At 59.5% G+C, this 20828-nt stretch carries 19 protein-coding genes; 4 read left to right on the forward strand and 15 right to left on the reverse strand.

Features of this window, described 5'->3' with window-relative positions; translation table 11 throughout:
* The first annotated feature begins 13 nt into the window (after nucleotides 1-13).
* Entirely contained in the window at nucleotides 14-1093 is a 1080-nt protein-coding gene (locus FMN63_RS13865; protein ID WP_148584549.1) for a DUF2336 domain-containing protein, read from the forward strand.
* Between the two features lie 35 nt (nucleotides 1094-1128).
* Here FMN63_RS13865 and FMN63_RS13870 read toward each other — a convergent pair whose 3' ends face one another.
* The 13 genes from FMN63_RS13870 to FMN63_RS13930 all read right to left on the reverse strand — a co-directional run bounded on the left by FMN63_RS13870 (nucleotide 1129) and on the right by FMN63_RS13930 (nucleotide 15376).
* Nucleotides 1129-2379: a bifunctional alpha/beta hydrolase/OsmC family protein gene (locus FMN63_RS13870; RefSeq protein ID WP_148584550.1), complete on the reverse strand. Its 1251-nt coding sequence runs from the start codon at nucleotides 2377-2379 to the stop codon at nucleotides 1129-1131.
* A 134-nt stretch (nucleotides 2380-2513) separates the two neighbouring features.
* Nucleotides 2514-2999: a cytochrome c-type biogenesis protein gene (locus FMN63_RS13875; RefSeq protein ID WP_148584551.1), complete on the reverse strand. Its 486-nt coding sequence runs from the start codon at nucleotides 2997-2999 to the stop codon at nucleotides 2514-2516.
* A gap of 4 nt (nucleotides 3000-3003) precedes the next feature.
* Nucleotides 3004-4989 carry a heme lyase CcmF/NrfE family subunit gene (locus tag FMN63_RS13880; protein WP_148584552.1) on the reverse strand — a complete coding sequence of 662 codons (1986 nt, stop codon included), beginning with the start codon at nucleotides 4987-4989 and terminating at the stop codon, nucleotides 3004-3006.
* Nucleotides 4990-5023: 34 nt separating this feature from the next.
* Entirely contained in the window at nucleotides 5024-5473 is a 450-nt protein-coding gene (gene ccmE / locus FMN63_RS13885; RefSeq protein WP_148584553.1) for a cytochrome c maturation protein CcmE, read from the reverse strand.
* 62 nt (nucleotides 5474-5535) lie between these two features.
* Nucleotides 5536-6669, reverse strand: a complete 1134-nt coding sequence (ccmI, locus tag FMN63_RS13890; protein ID WP_148584554.1) for a c-type cytochrome biogenesis protein CcmI — start codon at nucleotides 6667-6669, stop codon at nucleotides 5536-5538.
* 156 nt (nucleotides 6670-6825) lie between these two features.
* Entirely contained in the window at nucleotides 6826-8220 is a 1395-nt protein-coding gene (locus FMN63_RS13895) for a hypothetical protein (RefSeq protein WP_209001112.1), read from the reverse strand.
* A 239-nt stretch (nucleotides 8221-8459) separates the two neighbouring features.
* Entirely contained in the window at nucleotides 8460-8897 is a 438-nt protein-coding gene (locus FMN63_RS13900) for an RT0821/Lpp0805 family surface protein (protein WP_148584556.1), read from the reverse strand.
* 248 nt (nucleotides 8898-9145) lie between these two features.
* Entirely contained in the window at nucleotides 9146-10561 is a 1416-nt protein-coding gene (locus FMN63_RS13905) for an ATP-binding protein (RefSeq protein WP_286192637.1), read from the reverse strand.
* Nucleotides 10551-11219, reverse strand: coding sequence for a response regulator (locus FMN63_RS13910; protein ID WP_148584557.1), 669 nt, complete (start codon nucleotides 11217-11219; stop codon nucleotides 10551-10553). Before FMN63_RS13910 ends, FMN63_RS13905 begins: the two co-directional genes overlap by 11 nt.
* A 79-nt stretch (nucleotides 11220-11298) precedes the next feature.
* Nucleotides 11299-11553: a PepSY domain-containing protein gene (locus FMN63_RS13915; RefSeq protein ID WP_209001113.1), complete on the reverse strand. Its 255-nt coding sequence runs from the start codon at nucleotides 11551-11553 to the stop codon at nucleotides 11299-11301.
* A 129-nt stretch (nucleotides 11554-11682) separates the two neighbouring features.
* Nucleotides 11683-12978, reverse strand: a complete 1296-nt coding sequence (locus FMN63_RS13920; RefSeq protein WP_148584558.1) for a glycosyltransferase — start codon at nucleotides 12976-12978, stop codon at nucleotides 11683-11685.
* A 113-nt stretch (nucleotides 12979-13091) separates the two neighbouring features.
* Nucleotides 13092-13841: an HAD-IIB family hydrolase gene (locus FMN63_RS13925; protein WP_148584559.1), complete on the reverse strand. Its 750-nt coding sequence runs from the start codon at nucleotides 13839-13841 to the stop codon at nucleotides 13092-13094.
* Entirely contained in the window at nucleotides 13838-15376 is a 1539-nt protein-coding gene (locus tag FMN63_RS13930) for a glycoside hydrolase family protein (RefSeq protein WP_148584560.1), read from the reverse strand. The genes FMN63_RS13925 and FMN63_RS13930 overlap by 4 nt, the downstream gene beginning before the upstream one ends.
* A gap of 280 nt (nucleotides 15377-15656) precedes the next feature.
* Between FMN63_RS13930 and FMN63_RS13935 the strand changes: the two genes are divergently transcribed.
* Entirely contained in the window at nucleotides 15657-16406 is a 750-nt protein-coding gene (locus FMN63_RS13935; RefSeq protein WP_209001114.1) for a DUF1194 domain-containing protein, read from the forward strand.
* 87 nt (nucleotides 16407-16493) lie between these two features.
* On the opposite strand, the gene FMN63_RS13940 is transcribed toward FMN63_RS13935, so the two are convergent.
* Both FMN63_RS13940 and FMN63_RS13945 read right to left on the reverse strand, forming a co-directional pair.
* Nucleotides 16494-17195 (reverse strand): helix-turn-helix transcriptional regulator, encoded by a 702-nt coding sequence (locus FMN63_RS13940; protein ID WP_148584561.1) that lies wholly within the window; start codon nucleotides 17193-17195, stop codon nucleotides 16494-16496.
* A 42-nt stretch (nucleotides 17196-17237) separates the two neighbouring features.
* The gene (locus FMN63_RS13945; RefSeq protein ID WP_148584562.1) at nucleotides 17238-17612 is read right to left on the reverse strand and encodes a VOC family protein; all 375 of its coding nucleotides are present in this window, start codon (nucleotides 17610-17612) and stop codon (nucleotides 17238-17240) included.
* A 535-nt stretch (nucleotides 17613-18147) separates the two neighbouring features.
* Here FMN63_RS13945 and FMN63_RS13950 point away from each other — a divergent pair.
* Both FMN63_RS13950 and FMN63_RS13955 read left to right on the forward strand, forming a co-directional pair.
* A complete protein-coding gene (locus FMN63_RS13950; protein WP_148584563.1) occupies nucleotides 18148-19785 on the forward strand; it encodes an EAL domain-containing protein in 1638 nt (545 codons plus the stop codon).
* Between the two features lie 180 nt (nucleotides 19786-19965).
* Complete coding sequence (locus tag FMN63_RS13955; protein WP_148584564.1) at nucleotides 19966-20220, forward strand: HP1242/YdcH family protein; 255 nt, start codon at nucleotides 19966-19968, stop codon at nucleotides 20218-20220.
* Nucleotides 20221-20828: the final 608 nt, after the last annotated feature.

Raw genomic sequence — 20828 nt, forward strand, 5'->3', positions numbered from 1 at the left:
GGACAGCTTAAAGATGCTCAACGACCTTCTCAATCTCGCTCAGGAAAGCACTCCGGAAAAACGCCACCAACTGGTGGAACACGTTACGGACCTTTTTGTACGCGGTGCGAACAGTTACCAAACCGAAGAAATCGCCCTGTTCAACACGGTGCTGGAAAGCATGCTTCCCACCATGGAGCCTGAACAGAAGAAGGCCATTTCCGAACAACTGGCGCCGATAGACGACACTTCCCACAAGGTGGCCTATGAGCTTGCCCGGGAAGAGATCGACATTGCGCGGCCGATGCTGACGTCCTCCAATGCGCTCAAGGCCGAGGATATTCTCCGGCTGGCCAAGACCATGGGTCAGGGCCACCTTTTGGCAATCTCCAAACGTGAGCACCTTGAAGCCAATGTTACCGATGTCCTGCTGGAACGCGGCGAAAGCCCGGTCAAGCAATCGGTCGCAGCCAACTCCGGCGCGGAATTTTCCGAATGGGGCTCCCGCTTGCTGATCAAGCTGGCGGAGCAGGATGAGAAAATCCGCAACGCGATGATGGAACGGACGGACATCACCGAGTCCGATTACGACAAACTGATCAATCAGATGCCGGAAGCCCAGCAGGCAAAGATCCGCAAGCTGCGCGAGGAAAACGAGACCCTGATCCAGGATCTCTTCCACAAGGCCAGCAAGGTTGTTGCCAGTTCGAAGCTCGAACGCAAGGCAACCCGCATCAACGCCAAGGTTACGTTGAAGGAAATCCGGGCCGGGCAACGCACACTCAGCAAGGCCATCACCCAGCTTTCGCTGTCGAACAACCTGTTCGACATCTGCTTCCTGCTGGCGGAAATGGCAGGTCTGGAGCAGAAATACGTCACCAACGTCATGGTGCGCTACGATTCCACCGGGGTCGCGGTTCTGTGCCGTGCCATGGGCGTGGAAAACGCGGATTACGCAGCGCTGTGCAAGGCCCGGGCGATGCACAACAAGCAGACGCAGTCGACCGCGGAAAACTGGGCCAACGACTATCAGTCGCTGTCAGATCGTGACGCGCGCCGGCTTCTGTCCTTCATGAAAATCCGCTTGCAGACCCTGGAAGGCCAGGCGGCCTGAGGCCGCCTCCCCGCTTCCCGCAAGTTCCCGTCAGATCACGCTTGCGATGTGCCTGACGGTACTTCCCGCGTCACCACCGCAGCGCCTGCTTCCAGGGTGCGATGGACCGGGCACTTGTCGGCGATTTCCAGCATCCGCGCCCGCGTTGCTTCGTCCAGGTTTCCTTCCAGCGTGATCAAACGCTCGAAACGGTCGATCTTGCCGTCCCGCGACTTCACGCTTTCAGAACACTCTTCGCAATCGGCCGCATGCACCTTGCCGTGCAGAACGCGCGTGCCGATCCGGTCGATGTCGAGCCCCTTGCGCTCGGCGTACATGCGCAATGTCATCACCGTGCAGGCGCCAAGCGCGGCGGACAGATATCCATAGGGCGAAGGGCCGCTGTCGAAGCCGCCGACGTCCTTGGGTTCGTCGGCAATCATCCGGTGCTCGCCACTGGTCACCATGACCTGAAACTTGCCCTGCCCGGTCTCCACCACCTCAACGCCATCTTTCACCTCGTCGTCGGCGGTGTTCTCAACGGGATCGAGATAGCGTCCAGCCCAGCTGGCAATCACCCGGGCAGCATACGCGGCGTCCTTGCTGTTGGACAGAAGATGGTCTGCAGTATCGAGGGAGACGAAGCTTTTGGAATGCTTTGCGGCGACGAAAATGCTGGTGGCGTTGTCGATGCCGACAACTTCATCAAGCGGGGCATGCATCACCAGAAGCGCCTTGCCGAGACCGGCGACCTTGTCCTGAACGGACTGGGCTTCCAGATCTTCCAGAAACTCCTTGCGGATGGTGAAGTTGCGCCCTTCGAGACTGACTTCGCCTTCGCCCTGTCGGCGGATCGTCTCTTCCGCGCCGTTGAAGCTGTGGATGACATGATCCGCATCGGAGGGAGCTCCAATGGTCACGACGGCCCGCACTTCGGGAATGTCGGCAGCAACGGACAGAACGGCGGCTCCACCGAGCGAATGGCCAATCAGCAACTGGGGGGCCTGATAGTTCCGGCGCAGGTAGTCCGCTGCCCGTTTCAGGTCTTCGACATTGGAGGAAAAGCCGGTCGAGGCGAAATCTCCGCCGCTGCCGCCAAGGCCCGTGAAATCGAACCGGAGCACGGCGATGCCTTCTTGCGAAAGAGCACTGGCAATATGGCGGGCGGCGGCAATGTCTTTCGAGCAGGTGAAGCAGTGCGCGAACAGCGCAAACGCCCTGATGTTGCCTGCCGGCAGGTCCAGCCGGGCGGCCAGACTTGCCTCGTGGGCTCCGTCGAATTCCAGTTTCAGCGGGCGCTGTCCCATTGTCCTGCCTCCATGCGGTCGCTCGACCTCAGGTAGTCACACCTTGCCGCGATACAAGACACGCCTTTGTGTGAACCCAGTGACCGCGTTCCGTAAACGGGCTGCACGACGACAATCAGGACAGGGCAGAAACGTCAGTCAGTATTGTCCAGCAAGGCCTGCAGGCGCCGTTCTTCTTCGGCGGTGAGCCTCGGCGCTGTAGGATCGGTTGCTGCGGACCGGTTACGTGCGCGCTTGCGCAGGGCTGCGCCAATCGCGATCAGGCCTGCGATCAAGGCAACGGGACCGGCTGCCCAAAGCACGATGGTGTGCCAGGCAAAGCGGGGTTTCAGCAGCACGAATTCGCCATAGCGGGAGACGAGATAGTCAACCACCTGCTCGTCGCTGTCACCGGCGACCAGCCGCTCGCGCACCAGAATGCGCAGATCCTTGGCCAGAGGCGCGTCGCTGTCGTCAATGGACTGGTTCTGGCAAACCATGCAGCGCAGTTCCGCTGACAAGGCCCGGGCCCGGTGTTCCAGAACCGGATCGTCCAGCACTTCGTCCGGAGCAACGGCGAAAGCCGGCCCGGCAAGAAGACTGAAGCCAAGCAGCATGGCAAGGAGAAGGCGCTGTATCATCCGTTTACTCCGCCGCCGCCATGCTCTGCTGACGCTTGCGGGCCGGTTTGGGTGCCCCCACGCGCAGCCGCCGGTCGGCGATGGAGAAGACCGCACCGAGCGACATGATCACACAGCCGATCCAGATCAGGGTGATCAGCGGCTTGTAATAGACGCGTACGTCGACGGCACCATCGCCGCGCCCTTCGCCCAGCGACAGATAGACCTGCGAAAAGCCTGTCGTATAGATGCCGGCTTCCGTCGTCGGCATTTGCCGGGCGGTGTAGATGCGCTTCGACGGGTCAAGTTCAGCCACCACGGCTCCGCCCCGGCGGATGGAGAAGTGACCGACTTCTTCGGTGTAGTTTGGTCCACGGCGCGGCGCGGCACCTTCGAATGTCATCTGATATCCGGCAAGTTCCACCGTGTCGCCCGGGCGCATGGTGAGAACCCGCTCATCCTGAAAAGCGGAGGCGGTTACAATGCCAAGAACGGTCAGGCCGATGCCGAAATGGGCGATGGCCGTGCCCCAGGCAGATCCCGGTAGACCGACGAGACGTGAAAAACCGCGCTTGAAGCCGATTTCGAAGAATTTGACGCGCGTCACGATTTCGGACATCGCACCGGCCATGACCCAGACCGCCAGTCCCACGCCAAGCGGCGCCAGCACCTTTTCCATGCCCCAGGCCCAGTAAGTGACGAGCGTCAGCAAAAGCGCCAGGCCGAAGGCCGCGTAAAGCCGCTGGCAGGCCGCGCCGAGATCCGCCCGTTTCCACGACAGGACCGGGCCGAAGGGAATGGCCATAAGCAACGGCACCATCAAGGGACCGAAAGTCAGGTTGAAGAAGGGCGCGCCGACCGAGATCTTCTCGCCGGTGACGGCATCCAGCACCAGCGGATAAAGCGTGCCCACAAAGACAGCCGCACAGGCAGCCGTGAGGAACAGGTTGTTCAACACCAGCCCGCCTTCGCGGCTGATGGGCGCAAACAGGCCGCCCTGCTTCAGCATCGACGCACGCCAGGCGAAGAGGCTCAGCGATCCGCCGATGAAGACGCACAGAAGCGCGAGAATGAAGACACCGCGGGCCGGATCGGTGGCAAAGGCATGAACCGAAGTCAGAACACCGGAACGCACAAGGAAGGTGCCGAGGAGCGACAGCGAGAAGGTGAAGATCGCCAGCAGGACTGTCCAGACCTTGAGAGCCTCGCGCTTTTCCATGACGATTGCCGAGTGCAGCAGCGCGGTACCCGCCAGCCACGGCATGAAGCTGGCGTTTTCGACCGGATCCCAAAACCACCAGCCCCCCCAGCCGAGTTCGTAGTAGGCCCAGTAAGACCCCATGGCGATGCCAAGCGTGAGGAAGCACCAGGCAAGCAGCGTCCACGGCCGCACCCATCGTGCCCAGGCGGCATCGATCCGCCCAAGGATCAGCGCCGCAACGGCAAAGGAGAAGGTGATCGAGAAACCGACATAACCGACGTACAGCAGAGGTGGATGAATGGCGAGACCGATGTCCTGAAGGATCGGGTTGAGGTCAGCCCCTTCCAGCGGCGGGTTCAAAATCCGCGTGAACGGATTGGACGTTGCCAGCAGGAACAGGATGAAACCGGCGGAAACCCAAGCCTGCACGGAAAGCGTTACCGCCCTCAGATCGGCAGGCAGGTTGCCCCCGAAAATACCAACCAGCGCGCCGAAGAAAACCAGTATCAGCACCCACAGAAGCATGGAGCCTTCATGGTTGCCCCACACGCCGGTGAACTTGTAGAGCAGCGGCTTCGCTGAATGGCTGTTTTCGACGACGTTCAGCACCGAAAAGTCGGAACTGAGATAGGCCCCCGTCAGCACCATGAAGGACAGCAACACCAGAACGAAGAGCATCACCGATACGGGCGGCGCCACCGCCATCAGGCGGTCATCCTTCTGGAGCGCGCCCCAAATCGGCAGAACGGACTGAACAAGTGTCAGAGCGAAGGCCAACACAAGTGCGTAATGTCCGAATTCGACGATCATGTCCGTTCCTCTTCCTCACCGGCCGTGCGAACAATCAGTTCGTGCTGCCTTCTTCACCTTGCCAGTGCCCCTGCGCCTTCAGCGCTTCGGCCACTTCCTTGGGAATGTAGTTCTCGTCATGCTTGGCCAGCACGCTGTCCGCAACAAAGACACCATCCGACCCGACCACACCCTCGGTTACGACGCCCTGCCCTTCCCGGAACAGGTCCGGCAGGATGCCCTTGTAGGTGACGGCAACCGTGTTGGCCGTATCGGTCACGCGAAAGCGCACATGTGCATTGTCGGAGCGCACCACCGACCCCTCCTCGACCAGACCACCGAGCCTGATGCGCTGACCGGGCGCCACACCGTTCTGGGTGATTTCAGTCGGGCTCTGGAAAAATACGATCTCGCTTCTGAGCGCGATCAATATCAGCGTCAGCGCGACAGCCAGCACCGCGCCTGCCGATCCGATAAGGGTCAATCGTCTTTGTTTGCGTGTCATCAGCCAAGCGTCCGATTTTCATTTTCCCGGCACAACTGCACCGGCCGCAGCAGATTCGCCACTCAACCGTCAGATAGACCAAGCTTGCTTGCAGCGTCCTTGATCATGGACAAGTCCTCAGGCTTGTCAGCATAGGCCGACAACGCCGCCGTGAGGGCCTGTTCCGCATCCTGTTTCTTTCCCAGGACCATATAGGCACGAATCAGCCGGTTCCACTCCTCTGCCGATCCACCTTCCGTCGAAAGGCGTTCGGCAAGGCCGGCAACCATGTTCGAGATCATGGCCTGACGGTCTTCCGCCGCCATTTCACTGGCCGCGGCGACTTCTTCCTGCGAGGGGCCGCGCAAGGTGTCGCTTCCCGGCACCTCACCGGTGAGCCTCGCCATTTCCTGGCGGGCGGCGCCGACCCAGGCCGCATTTTCGTCAGCCCCCTGAAGAAGAGCCTGCCAGGCGGCAATGGCCTCTTCCTTTCGGCCTTCCTGGCCCAGCGCAAGTGCGAGGAAGAAACGAGGCTTGACCGCTGAGGGTTCAAGCGCGACAGCCTGCTCGAAAGCGGCGCGGGCTTCGGCGGTCACAAGCCCCTGATTTGCAATCGTCTGGGCTTCGCCCATGTCGGTCAGCCAGGTCTGCCGCGGCCCGAGAATGCGAATCGCATTGGAATAGGCCTTCGCGGAAGCCTTGGGCTGGCCAAGGGACATATAGACCGGAGCAATCACGGCCCATCCTTGTCCGTCTTCCGGATTTTCCGTCAAATGGCGCTCCACGCGGGCGACCAGCAGGTCCACGGATTGTTCTTCAGCCGGCGCATTGAGACGGCTGAGCAACGGCTGGTCAGGAAGACCGGGAGAGCCAAGAAGGATATAAAGTCCGAAAGCCAGGACCGGCAGAGCCAGCAAGGCCAGACCTTGGGCCAGCTTCAGCCGGCCAGTCCGTGGACCGCCTTGTTTCGTTGCATCGCCCCTGTCATGCGCGGCCAGCAACCGGCGCGCAATTTCCGTTCGCGCGGCCTCGGCTGCTTCGGTATCGATCAGACCCCGTTCGAGTTCCTTATCGATCGCGGCCAGTTGCTCACGGTAAACAGCCTCATCCGCACGCGCGGGCGCGGCCTCCTGGCCTCGCCGAGAGCGCGACAGGGGAACGAGTACGGACAATGTCGCAGCCCCGGTCAACAGGGCAATCAGGATCCAGAACACCATGGCGCACTATAGACAATTCAATGGGGGCAAAAGCAAGGTGGCTGAACTGTGACCGGCGGTCGCGGTGCCCACGTTTTCGTGGGTAAAACCAGGTTCCAACAAACTTGGCCGAAAATGTCATTCCGGCGCGAGGAAGAACGGGCTTGAAGGAAACCGTCAGTGGCGCCCGAGAGCGCTGGCAACCAATTTGCGCTCCGGACTGGGACCGGTATTCGCGCTGGCCGCATTCACGCTGGCCTTTGCGTAGGCAGACTGCCGGCTGCGGCGCAGCTGAGAGGCATAATCGTCGCCAAAATAGATCTCCGACAGCATGATGGCGACGTCGGCCGCGGCCGCCTGTGCCTCCAGTGCCGGCCCCTTGGCCTTGCCAAGATCGGTGATCAACGACCGGGTCAGGATTTCAAGCGTCTGCTCGACCGCCTGGCGGGTGCGTTTGCCAATCTCGTTGACCGCAAAGGTCTCGGACGCGTTGCGCACCATTTCAACGACACGCAGCGTGCGCACGGCATCATCAATCGCGGCCTGATCGATCTGCAGCTTGCCGTCCTTGTCGATTTTAGGCACCTGCAGAGCCCGGCGCACATTGCCATGAGCGCTGTTCAATTCGCGGGTGACGACACTGGAAATGCTGCGTTTGGTTTCCGCCAGACGCTTGTGCCACCTGCCGGTGACCGTCAGATCCATGTCGCGCTCAACACCGCGCACCAGCGTGTGGTACTCCGACAGGGCCTGAGAGAAGGCAACGGGATCCGGATTGTTGTTGCGATGTTCCAGCGCCAGGATCTGCAGACGTTCGGCCTCGCTCATGACCACATCCACGAAAGGCGCGAACTGTGACTGGGAAATTGCCTTGGGATCGGTGTCGCCCGCAAGACGCCCCGCAAAAGCGCAAAGGGCCGACGGCATATCGGAGCGATCCACAAGGGCGGCGGCGATCACGGAGACGTGGTCGGGAAACCGCGCGGAGCACTTGTCGACCAGACGCAGAACATCGGTGTCCTGCTTCAGCCTGTGTTCGTTGATGCGATCCGGTATGTTCTGGAGGAAAGGAACGAGCCAGCGCTCCGCCGCGAAAATCTTCTGGATGTCGCGAAGTTCCGCAATGCCGCGATCACCGCCCAGCTCGACGGCCATGCGGCGCTTGTCTTTGTCTGATATCTCCGCACGATGGAGCATGTCTCCGATGGCATCCACGGCACGTGAACGCAGCGCCTGAACGAGAGCGTCCACCCGCTCGCCGCTGACAGAGGCATTGCCGGCCTGTTCCAGAACGAGGCGGATATCGGCAGCCATCACGTCGCGGCTGAGCCAGTTCCAGACACGGTCCAGAATGCCGCGCTGAATGCGGCCCTCTTGCCGGGCCGGCAGCATCTCGTTGATCAGAAAATCGTCGAGCGGCATGAAGAACATGCGCTGTATCTGGCCGCGCCGCTGCGCACCGCCGGGCATTCCCGGCGCCGTCGACTGCGGTTTACGGATCAGGGCAACGGCTGCGGCAAGAACAAGCTGGATGTGCGGGTCGGGTTGTTTCTGACCCTTGGCACGTTCCAAATTCCGGACCAAAGCCTCAACCGCCTTAGGGCTCAGACTGCTCAGGTAGGTTTTGATTTTGCTTTCAAGCTGGTCTGAATAAGCCATTCACAGCGTCAACATCGCAATCTGTTTCACGGCGAGTTTAACGACAGAGACTTAAGCAAGTGTTTAGAAAAACTGCAGGAAATTTCAAGGCCCCGGGCTTGCGCGCCAGCACGGCGCAGCCTCATTCAAACCTGTTTCATGAGCCGGCAGGATCAGCCGATCACCTGCCAGTTGCCTTGATCGGTTTCACAAGCCGTACCGCGCGCCTGCAATGTCCGGCCCTGAAGGACCATTTCGTGGGTGAATTCCCGGCAGCTCGTCTCGTTGACGAAATAGACCGGTCCGGGGCGGACCTGTCCGCTACGACCGGTGCGATCATTCTGCCAGGCAACCGAAACACCGAGCCCGCGAGCGCGCAGTGCCCGGTTCTGGGCATCTTCCGCCGCCCTGCGGTCCGACGGCTCAAGCGCGTCGCCGAACTCGTTGTTCACGAGCACGGATATGGCCGTATTCGCCTCAGAGCCTGCCACATTCGCGTTCGGGTCACCGAAAAAGGTTCCCCAAGCGTTGCTGTCTTTCGATCCGGATGTCATGGAGCAACCCGCCAGAACCAAGGCAAGACCAAGACACGAGGCACCGCGCAGACGCATACTTGAAAGCTCCAAGTTCCGAGGATTTCAACCGGGAGCAGCTGAAATCCGAGTGCTGACCATTTTCATAGGCTAGCGCAAACCGAATGCGCTAGAAGGCGTGAAACCGGCTGGAACCGGCGGATGAATCAGTGATATTTTCAATTTGTGGCCGAACTTGGCCACAAACATGTCTTTATTGCCGAGATTTGCATCACATCCTATCACAGTCCCGCAAGGGCAGCGCCACCGATCCTTCGACAAATCCCCTATTCCTTGCTGAGTGCAGGCAGAACAAGGCGTGCCTTCAACCCTCCGAGCGAGGAACTGTCAAGGGTGAAGGAGCCGCCGTAAAGGGCGGCAAGGTCGGCCACGATCGAAAGTCCCAGCCCCGTTCCGGGCACCGTCTCATCCAGTCGCCGTCCGCGTTTGACAGCTTCGGCCCGCTGTTCCGGCGTCAATCCGGGACCATCATCCTCAACCGTTATCGTGAACATGTCCCGGTTGGTGGCAGGGTCGTTCAACGGTGCCACCTGCACCTGCACCCTGGAACCAGCCCATTTGCAGGCATTGTCGATCAGGTTGCCACTCATCTCTTCCAGGTCCTGGCTTTCACCGCGAAAACGGAGTGCCTCTGTCTGCGTGAAACCGACCTCGACACCCTTTTCCTGATAGATCTTGCCCATGGCCCGGATCAGACGGGCAAGAACCGGCTCGGTCTCGCAGGAAACCCCGATGACCCGCCGCTGGGCCGCCATGCGTGCCCGTTCCAGGTGATGCTGGATCTGCGTGGACATGACTGATGCCTGTTCCGACACCTTTTGTGCCAAGGGGCCTCCGGCCGCCCTCGCCTCGTTGGAAATGACAGACAGCGGCGTCTTCAGCCCGTGGGCAAGGTTACCCACGTGCGTGCGGGCCCGCTCGACGATTTCCTTGTTCGACACGATGAGCGCGTTGAGTTCCACAGCCAGAGGTGCGATTTCGCGCGGCAAGGCCTCATCAATGCGGTCGGCCTCGCCCTGCCGCACGGCCGAAAGCGACGCGCGCAAGCGCGCTAGCGGCCGCAAGCCAAATTTCACCTGAAGGAAGATCGCAAGAATGAGCCCGAGCCAGACAATGCACAGGGTGATGGCGACAAGCCGGGCGAATTCGTAGATATCCGCCCAGAACCCGGCAGTTGCAGCGGCGACGGCAATCACGTAGCTCGTGTCGCCAACCGAAATCCTTCGCTGCAAGACACGGATTTCATCACCTGTGGGACCAATGATGAAGCCTGCGTTGGCTTCGTCCTGGCCGATAGGCGGCGTATTCAAGGGATCGCCGACGAGCGACTCCGATGCATAGAGGATTGACGGGCTGTCTGCACGGCGGACGGTCCAGTACCACCCGGACAATGGCAGGGAGAACCGCGGATCGCCATGATAGGCCGGCGCGGCCAGGGTCGTGGTGTCCTGGTCGGCATTGGTTGCCAGCATTTCGGCAATCAACGCCTTGATGTGAACCTCGAGCTGCGCATCGAACGCACGCTCGCTCGCTCTTTCGTACAGGCTCACCAGAAACACACCGGCAATGGCAAGTGCGATGGTGGACCAGACAGCAGCCACAAAGACGAGGCGGGCAGCAAGCGATCGTTGTGGCTTGTTCAATGGCTGGCCGTTCCCGCTGGCCGCGGTCTCAGGAGTCACTCGCCGCTCCCAGGCGGTATCCGAGCCCACGGATGGTTTCGATCATGTCCGAGCCGATTTTCTTGCGCAACCGGCCGACGAAGACTTCCACCGTATTGGAATCGCGGTCGAAATCCTGATCGTAGAGATGTTCCGTCAGTTCGGTCCGGGAAATGACCTTGCCCTGGTGGTGCAACAGATACGACAGCAGCCGGAATTCATGCGAGGTCAGCTTGACCGCACTGCCGTCCACCGTGACACGGCCGGACCTCAGATCCAGCCGGACCGCGCCGCAGGTCAGTTCGTTGGAGGCATGCCCGGCGGCCCGGCGCACAAGCGCACGAACGCGGGCAAGCACTTCTTCCATGTGGAAGGGCTTTGCGACGTAGTCATCCGCGCCGGCGTCGATGCCGGCCACCTTGTCCGACCAGCGGTCGCGCGCGGTCAGAATAAGAACCGGCATGGTCCGCCCGTCGCGGCGCCAGTTTTCCAGAACGGACAGGCCATCGAGGGACGGCAGACCGAGGTCAAGGACAACGGCATCATAAGGCTCCGTATCGCCGAGAAAATGACCGTCCTCGCCATCCGTCGCACTGTCGACCACGTAACCGGCCTCTTCCAGGGCAGTCACAAGCTGGCGGTTCAAATCGGTATCGTCTTCGACAACAAGAATGCGCATGAAATTCAACTTTACGAATGATGGAGCCGTAACCAGATCAGCCGGTCCAAAGTCGGCAGAATGATGTCGCTTCTACCAATCACCTGCTGGCATTGACTGTGACTGTTGTCACTTTGCCGCCCTTCAGGACCGACAACCGGTAAACGTATCCTCCGCCCTGCTGGCAGAGCTGCGCCTTGACGATCTCACCACCCGCCTGCCCTGCAACCGCCCCAAGCGGGGCGGCCTTGCCGCTGGCCACGGCATCGCGGGCCTGCGACTGGGACAGACAGGCCGCCTGCACCGGCGCGATGACGGCGAAGGTCACTATCAAAAAGGCAAATATCTGTTTCACGGTTCCGATTCCGGTCTGCTCAGGAATTCATGCGCAAGGTGTAATCAATTTAACCTGAACGCAAGCTGAACCGGTCGTTTGGAGATCTTCAGCATTCCTTGTTCATGCAGACATCTTTCCGGCAACCTGTCAGCCCACCGCAATATCGTCGGACTGCAGGTCGTCGTACCGGCCCTTGAACTGTTCGAACACCTGCAGTGTCCGCCGTGCGATACCGGTCCAGCCGAACACACGGCGGGCGAAGCGGGCGCCTTCGACACACAGGGTTTCCCGCATCCAGCTGTATTGCATCGGCATGTTCAGCATTGCCGCGAATTCTTCCGGTCGTTTGGGATCGGCAACCAGGGCATGCCGGCCGAATTCGATCTGCTCGAACAGGCCGCCATGAATGGTTACGACCGTTGGTGTGCCGCAAGCCATCGCCTCCACGGCAGTCATGCCAAAGGGCTCGTAACGGGACGGCAGAGCAAAAATGCCTGGACCACGGTAGAAGTCGGCCAGATCTTCATCCTCGACATAGCCGCGCCAGCTGATGGCATCGGCAACTCCAAGGGAAGCGGCAATCTCCTTCCATTGTGCGAGCAGTGCCTTGTCGCTGTCGGAATTCGCACCGGCAGCCAACACCAGCCGCGCGTCGGGCTGCAGCTTCAGAAGGCTCGGCAAGGCTTCGATGATCAGGTCATAGCCCTTGTTCTCGGCGGCGCGGCCGACAACGTAGATGTCCGTTTCCTTGAAATCGTGTTTTCGGCGCGCCTCCGCGACCACATCCGGCGTCGCTGGCGTGAAGCGGCCTTCATCGATGCCCGGTGGGATCATGGTGATGTGCTCACGCGGCAGCTGGTATTGCTCCACGATCAGATCGGTCTGCTGTTCGGTGGTGGCAATGATGTGATCGCAGTTGCGGTACAGAACGAATTCCTTCTGGATCCGCTCCTTGAACCGGTACCCGGTCATCTCTTCCTCGCCAGCGCCGACCATGTCGTGCTGTTTCCACCAACCGAGCGAATGCGGCGTGTGAATGTGCGGGATCTGCAGTTCCTCGGCAATCTTCTGGCCCGACACGCCTGCGTCCCAGTAATGGGAGTTGATTACGTCGTAATTCAGTTTGCGATGGCGGATCATCGCCAGCGCATTGGTGACGAAGTCACCGTACCAGTCGTGCATGTCTTCCTTGCGGATGAAGTCGGATCCTCCGAAAGGAACGCGCACGACACGCAGGTTATCGTTGATGATATCCTCGGCCGGCTGGTCTTCGAACTGGCGCGTCATCACGTCGACCCGGTAGCCGAGCCGCGCGAAACGCTTTGCCAATTCCAGTACGAAGACCACCTGGCCGCCGGTATCCGGTTTGCCCAGTTCCGGTGATCCGGCGACGTAACCGTGCAGCGAGATCATCAGAAGGGAACCGATATTGTGCTTGTTCATGTGTTGTTACCTTGTTCGTGTGCTTTGCTCTCCAGCGTCCCAAGCGTTCTTTTGCTCTTTTTGCTCATCGGCCCGCCCGCGTCACATCAGGCAACGGCCTTTTGAAGACCGGGTCAGACTGACCGCTGTGGCAGCAGACCCATCTCCGTCAACCCTTCCAGCACACCGGCAGCGTGGTGGCCGGATGCGATATAGGTCTTGTCACGCGGCAGGGCCGCAAGCAGCTCTTCCCGGGCATTGCCGACTGCGATGGCCTTGCCTGCTGCTTCGAACAGCGCAAGATCATTGCCGGAATCGCCAGCGGCGATCGTACGTTTCATTGGAATGCCGAGATAGCTTGCGAGATGTCGCATGGCAGCGTCCTTGCCCGCGCCGGGGGCGAGAATATCCAGGTCACTGGTTCCTGAATAAATATGCCTGAAGGGGATACCCTCTTTCCGAAGTTCGGCAAGAATTGCGTCCACGCCGTCCTTTCCCGCGACGGCAAAGCTCGCCTTGCCGTCCGTCTGGAACGCGTCGTCGTGTGCAGCATACCCCAATTTCCGCACGATTGCGCGAACCTCTCCATCAGGCCAGTCAGCAAAACGGTTTTGCCAACTTTCCAGAAACAAACGGCCAAGACGAATTTCAGTTCCCAAACCGGTGATGATTGCATCCGGTTCGAAGCTCTCTGGAAAATATTCGGAAAGGGTCCGGTCGACGCTGTCTGCCGGGCGGCTGGAGTTGAGAGCCAGCTTCAGATGTGGCCCGGCCTGCTGAAGCTGATGCCAAAGCCGTTTCAGATCCGCATGGTTGCCGGTCAGCGTGTCGTCAATGTCACTCACCAGAAGCCAGGTATCGGTCGTGCCCGTCTCAGCGGTCACCGGATCTCCCCTTCCTGGTCGGGCGCTCTATGCGTGACGGAATAAACGGGTTCGATCGTGTGCTCCGACACCGGGCGGCTCAGTGTTTCGACAACAAGGTCCTTCAAACAGACCGCCGCGCTTTCCGTGTAAAAACCGATGCCGCCTTCTATGAAACTGTCGTCGACAAGGGACAGCACCACATGACCGTCGATGGAAAACTCGAAGTAGAGGCCGTGCGCCACGACCTCGATCTGCCAAGGGCCATGATCGCTGCCGCGGAAATGCGCTTCCTGAAGCGGTTCATAGCGGAAAGCGTGTTCGAATTCCGGTGTCGGATTTGCGCCCCACGCCCGCATCTGGGCGATGCCGTTGACGAGATCCAGCGAAAGATAATAGCCGTCGCCCTCGTCGTTCATCCGCAGCACAAGCCCGGTCTTGCCCAGGCCCTCCAGCATCAGCTGCGCCTTCAGGCGGAAGTCTTCGTGCTTGCCGGGCAGAATGAACGCCTCATAGCCGCTTGCGCAGGACAGATGCAGCCCGTCCGGCCGATCAACGGCCGACGCGTGCGGATTGGAATAGAGGACCTTGCACTGATAGGACGCCGTCACGACCTGACACTGCGTCACCAGATTGTTGAAGTCGGAATTCGATTTCAGCTTCAGCCGGCCGGCACTGTCGGTCACCAGTTCCTTGGGTGGCGGCAGCAACTTCTTCACGAGCTCGCGCCCGTAGACGTATTCCGTCTTGGAAAAGAAATTGAACAGCAACAAACGGTCAGGCGTGCGGCAGATCCGGCCCGCATAGTTGCCTGTCGGCAGGATCACGTTGTCGAAAAAGTTCTGATAGGGACCATCGATCGTCTCGGCATACCAGTAATGGATCTTGGTATCTTCGCGGATCGAGCCCATCAGATAATAGCGACCGTCGAGCTGGAAAAGGTTCGGCACCTCGACGTCGTCATATAGTCCGGGCCTATAGAGCGGCGCCTCGAAGGAGAATTTGTCTGCCTTCGTCTCCCGCGCAAGTCCGACGCAGCCGCGCCGGATGACGGGTCCCTCTTTCACTCTGGCAGAGGCCAGCAACAAGCGCTCGCCCGTTTCTTCGTCCATATAGAAAAAGGGATCGCGAAAGCTGACCCACTGCCGACCTTCGTCAACGGAGCTTTCATATAGCGGGCCTGGAACCTCCAGCGGGTAGTTGCCGTGGTTGCAGCGCTCCCAGTTGAACAGATCCTTGGACCGTGCCAGCCCGACCCGCTGCACCCGGCCATATTCCGCGCGGGCAAGGCCCGTATAGAACATGCGCCATTCGCCCTTTCGGTCCGGATCGGGCGTCACATGCATTGTCCAAAGCATGTCATCGTCCCATTCCCCCGGCTCACCGACGAAAAGCGCGTTCTTGACGCGCCGCCATGTCATGCCATCCGTGCTGACAGCGTGTGCGATGAAGTCGTGATTGGGCAGCACCAGATGGAACAGATGATAGACGCCGTCGTGATAAACGACATCGACGTCGCCAATGTCCGACCGCAAAAACCCATGGGATGCATACATGCCCTAACCCTGCCCAGATATTTCAGCAATTTCAAGAGACTAAGCCAAAAAACTTGCACTGCAACATAGAACATCACGACAAGACGCCCGATCATGCAGGCTTGTCGTGTCGCGGCCGTCTTCCGCAAGACACTCTGAATTGTTCTGGCGGAACCAGCAGGATAGCGGCCTTTCGGCTGATCTGACGTGACCGCTGCCGTGCCGGGAAATTGAACGCCGCGCGGATGCACGGCCAATTTATTTGCGTTCCATTCGAGCCAGGATCCAGTAAAATGCCCTCATGACTGGCCGCCCTTCGCACTTGCAGATTGATCATCGCCGCCTCGGAATGAGCGCGTTGCGCAATGTCTTGCGGCGGACTTGCAGTGTGGTTTGCCTCGCGCCTTTGATCCTGACCCCTGCCCCGGCAGCGGCCTGCTCCCTGTCGCTTGTTCTGGCCATGGACGGATCGGCCAGTGTCGACGCCCGAGAACACGCGTTGCAGCTTAACGGCCTGGCGGATGCCTTGAGCGATCCCGATGTGGTGCAGGCAATAGAGGCTGTCGGCGGTATCTGGGTCGCCAGTTTCGAATGGAGCGGCCGGTACCAGCAACAGCTCCAGCTCGGGTGGAGCTATCTATCCGATGCGCAAAGCGCCGAGAATGCGGCAGAGATCCTTCGCCACGCGCCGAGAGGCTACACGGAGTTTCCGACAGCGCTCGGTTACGCACTCGGCCATGCCTCCACCTTGATGCGGAAAGCACCTGTCTCTTGCGGGCGAAAGGTGGTCGATGTTGCCGGTGATGGCATCAACAATGAGGGTTTCGGCCCCGGCAGCGCCTACAGAGCCTTCGACTTCAAGGAAATCACCGTCAACGGCCTTGTGATTTCGGGCGCAGACGAAACACCGGTGCGCTACTACCGAACCCAGGTCATCAAGGGGCCTGGCGCTTTTGTCGAGGTGGCCGCCAGTTACGACGACTACGCGCAGGCGATGAAGCGCAAGCTGCTGCGGGAAATCTTCGGCAGCGGCTACGCTTCCCTGCGTTGACCGCTGCGCTGCCCGCGCGGCGCTCGCGTCAGCCCTCAAAGAGCTTCACCGATTTCCGGTTGAGAAAACGGGCCTTCCGCGCCGTCGTTACCCTGAGGATTTACCTTGGCGGTCTTGTTCCATGCCCCGGTAGAAATCCTTCAGCGTCTTGCCGGGCTCCGGCTTGAACCGGTCTCCCATCTCACGCATTTCTGAAATCCGGTCCAGCCGGAACATGCGGAAGTCCTGTCGCAATTCGCACCAGGCAACAAGTGTCCAGACCTTGCCCCAGAACCACAGTCCGAGGGGGCGTATCGCCCGGTTGGTCGGTTTGCCCTCGCTGTCGCTATAGGCAATGGACAGTCGCTTGCGGCCATCGGCAGCGGCTTCCAGAAAATCGATGTGCGCGCGGATTTGCGGTGTCATTTCCGGTGCGAAGGCGTGGATCTCGAGCTCATTCTGGCGCACCCGCATCTTGTCGGGCAGAACGGCATCGATCTTGATCATTGCCTCTTCGGCCGCCCGCGCCATGGCCGCGCCGCCCCAGGCGCGGATCAGACGCGCACCGGCCAACAGAGCGACAATTTCGTCCCGCGTGAACATCAGGGGTGGCAATTCATAGCCATCGCGCATGATGTAGCCGACACCGGCAGCCCCTTCGATCGGAACGCCGGAGGCTTGAAGGTCAGCTACATCGCGATAGATGGTGCGTTCGGATACTTCCAGCCATTCGGACAATTGACGCGCCCGCACGAGCCGGCCACCGCGCAGATATTGCACGATCTGGAACAGACGGTCGGCGCGCCTCATGATGCTGGCTGCCCTGGCAGCCAGCATCCTGTTTGGGGTGCGTCAGTGTGCGAACAAGCCAATGGAATTGCCGTCCGGGTCGATGCCATAGGCAAACCGACCTGCCGGGATCGCCGCCGGATCGGAGATGATCTGTCCACCATTGGCGGCAAACCGCTCCATCGTTTCTTCCAGAGTGTCGGGGCAAGCGAGATGAATGGTTGGGCCGGTTCCGCTCTGCGCGGGTTTTCCCGGATAAAGGTGCCCCGCAATCCCGCCCTGCTCTTTCGTTGGAAAGATTGCAATCTCATTGGGTCCCATGTCAGCGACACGTCTAAGCTCCGTTTTGAAAACGTCATTGTAAAAGCTGACTGCCTTGTCCAGATCGGAGACGGGAATCTCCATCCAGACGGTGAAGTGATCGGGTGCAAAAGTCATGGAAGCTCTCCTCAAGCGCTGTGATGAGGATCACCTTATCAAACCGCTCCTGACAGCATTCTGTCAGGAGAGATCACCAAGCATATCTCACGCAAATACAGCTAAACACCCGCAAATTTTGTCTGCAGACGAGATCCTCAAACAAGGCCTGATGACAATTTTCCGGCAAGACGAGAGCGCAGATTGACCGGGCGGGCCGGAATGCAGACGCCTCCCCCGCGCCCCTCCCCTTTGTCCCGGCGCATCTTTCGGTTGGTGCCAAGGCCAATGCCCTTCTGATCACCTGGCATACTGACACGTTGACCGGGGTTGCCATCCTGTCTGCCAGATGGGGTGTCGGATGTTTGCCCGACCCGGTTCTTTCAACCTGCTCCGGCACATGGAGCGAAAGCCCAACGGTTGGTTGGGGCAAATAGGCATCCCTAAGAGCGATGAGAAGCGGGATAACCCTATGGTTAAGCACCGTTAATTCTAACAATTGACTCGTTCTTAATCCCGCCCGTGCATTTTGAGCGGAATAATAACCGGCAATGAAATGGCACGTCACAGGACCTCCCCCACCATCCGCGCAGTATTATCAGGCAGTCTTGCAGGCCTCGTGACCCTTGCCGCCATGTCGTTAATTGCCTGGGCCGGTGTCGCCTATGACGGCCAGCGGGATCTGGAAAAACAGACAGCCGATCTTTTGGCCATCTGGCTGTCCAATATTGACCAGGGTAACAAGCTCTATGCGACACTGGAAAAGCTTCCTGAAGCCGATTGCAGCGATGCGCACCTGAAGGCGCTGAACACGCTCGTCTTCAAGGACAATCAGATCACCAACATCTGGTTCTTTCCCGATGGGGATACAAAGGCTGCCTGTTCCTCCAGTTTCGGACGGTTTGAGCCCGCTCACGATTTTGGCCCGCCCAAAAAGGCGCAGCTTTTTCGTGATGGCCGCCAAACCTGGTATCGGGTGCCCTTCGAAAGGGCCCGGGATGTTGGCGAGATTACGGTGATCAAGAAGGGCCGCTACGGGGTTTCCTTCTATCAGACCGGCAATCTGGCAACGGCGGCAGACGATCTGTTCTACGTGTCCGCCAAGCAGGATCCCTACACCATTCTGTTTCACGCCACAGGAAACGCTGGCCTTTTAGAGCGATACCGGCACACCTATGGCCCGGTGTTCGGGCGGATCTATGCTCAGGCCTGCGGTGAAGGGGATGTCAGGCTGTGTTACCTGACCATGATTCCCCCCAGCCGCATCGTCCAGCAAAACATCGCACTGATCGTGATATTTGCCGCTTTCGGCATTATGACCAGTGTCCTCGTTTTTCTGAAGGTGAAACGGATCGTGAGCGACCGGCACAGCCCGGCCGGACGGATCCGCCATGCAGTTCTCAACGGCGGCAAGGGTTTCGAACCGCACTACCAGCCGATCCTCAACCTCGGCACGATGAAGTGCGACGGTTGTGAGGTTCTGGCACGGTTCGAGGATGCGCAGGGCAAACTTTTCCCCGACGAGTTCGTAAACATCATCCAGCAGCAGAACCTGACCTGGGAGTTTACGGAGATCATCATAACGAAGGCGCTGCGCGACCTGAAACCGCTGCTTGCCGGGCGGCCTGGCTTCAAGGTTTCTGTCAATTTTTTCCAGTCGGATCTCGAAGACGACCAGATCCAGACCGTTCTTCGGTCACCCGTTTTCGCCATGGCAGCCGAAGCCGGCCTTTCTCTGTGCTGCGAGATTCTGGAGACCGGGATCAGGTCCGGGACAAGCAGCGTCAAGTCGCTTGAGTATCTGCGCAGTATCGGCTGCCTGATCGCAATCGACGATTTCGGTACGGGCTACTCAAACCTCGCACAGATCAAGGCACTCAACCCGGACCTTCTGAAGATAGACAAGATGTTTGTCGACGATCTCGGCAGCACCACCGACTGCGCGCGAGGCGCTTTCGTTCAGGCGATTCTGAGTATCTCGACGGCACATGGCATGAAGGTCTGTGCGGAAGGTGTCGAGACCTTCGAACAGCTAGCCTCCCTCCGAAACCGCAATGTGGATTATGCGCAAGGGTACTTCTTTGCCAAACCGATGCCCATTCGCGACTTCTCCCTTTATCTTCTTGAACAGACGTTGAAAGAAACGACGGCGTCAACTGGCCACCGGGCAACCATCAAACCAGTCACGGGCTGAGCCTGTTTCCACACCCGGAATGAAGCCCCAGGAGGCCCGTTCCACAGGCTTACAGCCGCTTGCCCGTTCGAAAAACGGCGCCGTCCCCCGCACGCTCTTTCAATTTGAAGCCGGATTGATCTGTCTCAAGGTGATTGGAACGGGTTGGCGGCACCTTGTGCATCTTACAAGGAGGAAAGAATGAGCCACGTGCCACACGAACTACATGAAGAATTTCCGGAAGCCGCGGAAAAGCTGCATGCGTTGAAGACCAACGATGCCCATTTTGCCCGGCTGGCGGACGAATATCACGCGGTCAATCGTGAAGTGCATCGCATCGAGACGGATGTTGAGCCCACTTCGGACGAAGTGCTGGAAGACCTGAAAAAGAAGAGACTTAATCTGAAAGACCAGATTGCTGCCATCCTGGCTGCAGCCTCTAACACCGTGTCCTGAGCCCCTCCTTTTCAGGCCGGTGTTAAAGCCCGCGCCGTCCCCGTCCGACGGCGCGGGCCACCACCTAAAGCTCTCCGGAACAAAGTCCTTGCCCTCCAGGAGCCCAGTGGAGTGTATTTTTGTCGCGGCAATCCTGCCGCCGGAAAGCGCAGCATAACTTCAAAGAATTGAAAAAAGAAGGCGCCGCAGCTTTTCATCAAAGCCCGGCGCCAGTCTGGGGTGGAACGACCCTCATCGTTCACCCCCGATGTGGGCCTTCACGTAAACAGTTGCAAGGCAGGCCTTTGTGACGCTTGCGTGATCCGGAACCAGCGTTCCCCGACATGCTGCCTTTCACCCAAGACATCATCCATAAGCAGCGTAATGACCCGACAGGCTACTCGAAGACAATCGACATCTTCGCGTGTGCTAAAGGGCAATGCGGCCATTGGCGCATTGTGCGGCAGAAGTCTCGAAAGAGCGCATCCAAGACGTTCGACGCGATGCCCTTGAATTGAAATTCTGGGTGGAGAGCGGATTTTGGCTGCGGTCGGAACGAATGACCGACAAGGGCGGGGTGCGGGCATTTGCTGCACGTAAACCCAACGGCGGCAGCGCGGACGGAGCTG

This window comes from Stappia sp. BW2, from assembly GCF_008107695.1.
Lineage (GTDB): Bacteria > Pseudomonadota > Alphaproteobacteria > Rhizobiales > Stappiaceae > Roseibium.

Bases quoted from the DNA above. Each gene is read 5' to 3' on its own strand.
- FMN63_RS13865 (WP_148584549.1), top strand. From the start codon at position 14: ATGCTCAACGACCTTCTCAATCTCGCTCAGGAAAGCACTCCGGAAAAA.
- FMN63_RS13870 (WP_148584550.1), bottom strand. From the start codon at position 2,379: ATGGGACAGCGCCCGCTGAAACTGGAATTCGACGGAGCCCACGAGGCA.
- FMN63_RS13875 (WP_148584551.1), bottom strand. From the start codon at position 2,999: ATGATACAGCGCCTTCTCCTTGCCATGCTGCTTGGCTTCAGTCTTCTT.
- FMN63_RS13880 (WP_148584552.1), bottom strand. From the start codon at position 4,989: ATGATCGTCGAATTCGGACATTACGCACTTGTGTTGGCCTTCGCTCTG.
- ccmE (WP_148584553.1), bottom strand. From the start codon at position 5,473: ATGACACGCAAACAAAGACGATTGACCCTTATCGGATCGGCAGGCGCG.
- ccmI (WP_148584554.1), bottom strand. From the start codon at position 6,669: ATGGTGTTCTGGATCCTGATTGCCCTGTTGACCGGGGCTGCGACATTG.
- FMN63_RS13900 (WP_148584556.1), bottom strand. From the start codon at position 8,897: ATGCGTCTGCGCGGTGCCTCGTGTCTTGGTCTTGCCTTGGTTCTGGCG.
- FMN63_RS13910 (WP_148584557.1), bottom strand. From the start codon at position 11,219: ATGCGCATTCTTGTTGTCGAAGACGATACCGATTTGAACCGCCAGCTT.
- FMN63_RS13920 (WP_148584558.1), bottom strand. From the start codon at position 12,978: ATGAACAAGCACAATATCGGTTCCCTTCTGATGATCTCGCTGCACGGT.
- FMN63_RS13930 (WP_148584560.1), bottom strand. From the start codon at position 15,376: ATGTATGCATCCCATGGGTTTTTGCGGTCGGACATTGGCGACGTCGAT.
- FMN63_RS13935 (WP_209001114.1), top strand. From the start codon at position 15,657: ATGACTGGCCGCCCTTCGCACTTGCAGATTGATCATCGCCGCCTCGGA.
- FMN63_RS13940 (WP_148584561.1), bottom strand. From the start codon at position 17,195: ATGAGGCGCGCCGACCGTCTGTTCCAGATCGTGCAATATCTGCGCGGT.
- FMN63_RS13945 (WP_148584562.1), bottom strand. From the start codon at position 17,612: ATGACTTTTGCACCCGATCACTTCACCGTCTGGATGGAGATTCCCGTC.
- FMN63_RS13950 (WP_148584563.1), top strand. From the start codon at position 18,148: ATGGCACGTCACAGGACCTCCCCCACCATCCGCGCAGTATTATCAGGC.
- FMN63_RS13955 (WP_148584564.1), top strand. From the start codon at position 19,966: ATGAGCCACGTGCCACACGAACTACATGAAGAATTTCCGGAAGCCGCG.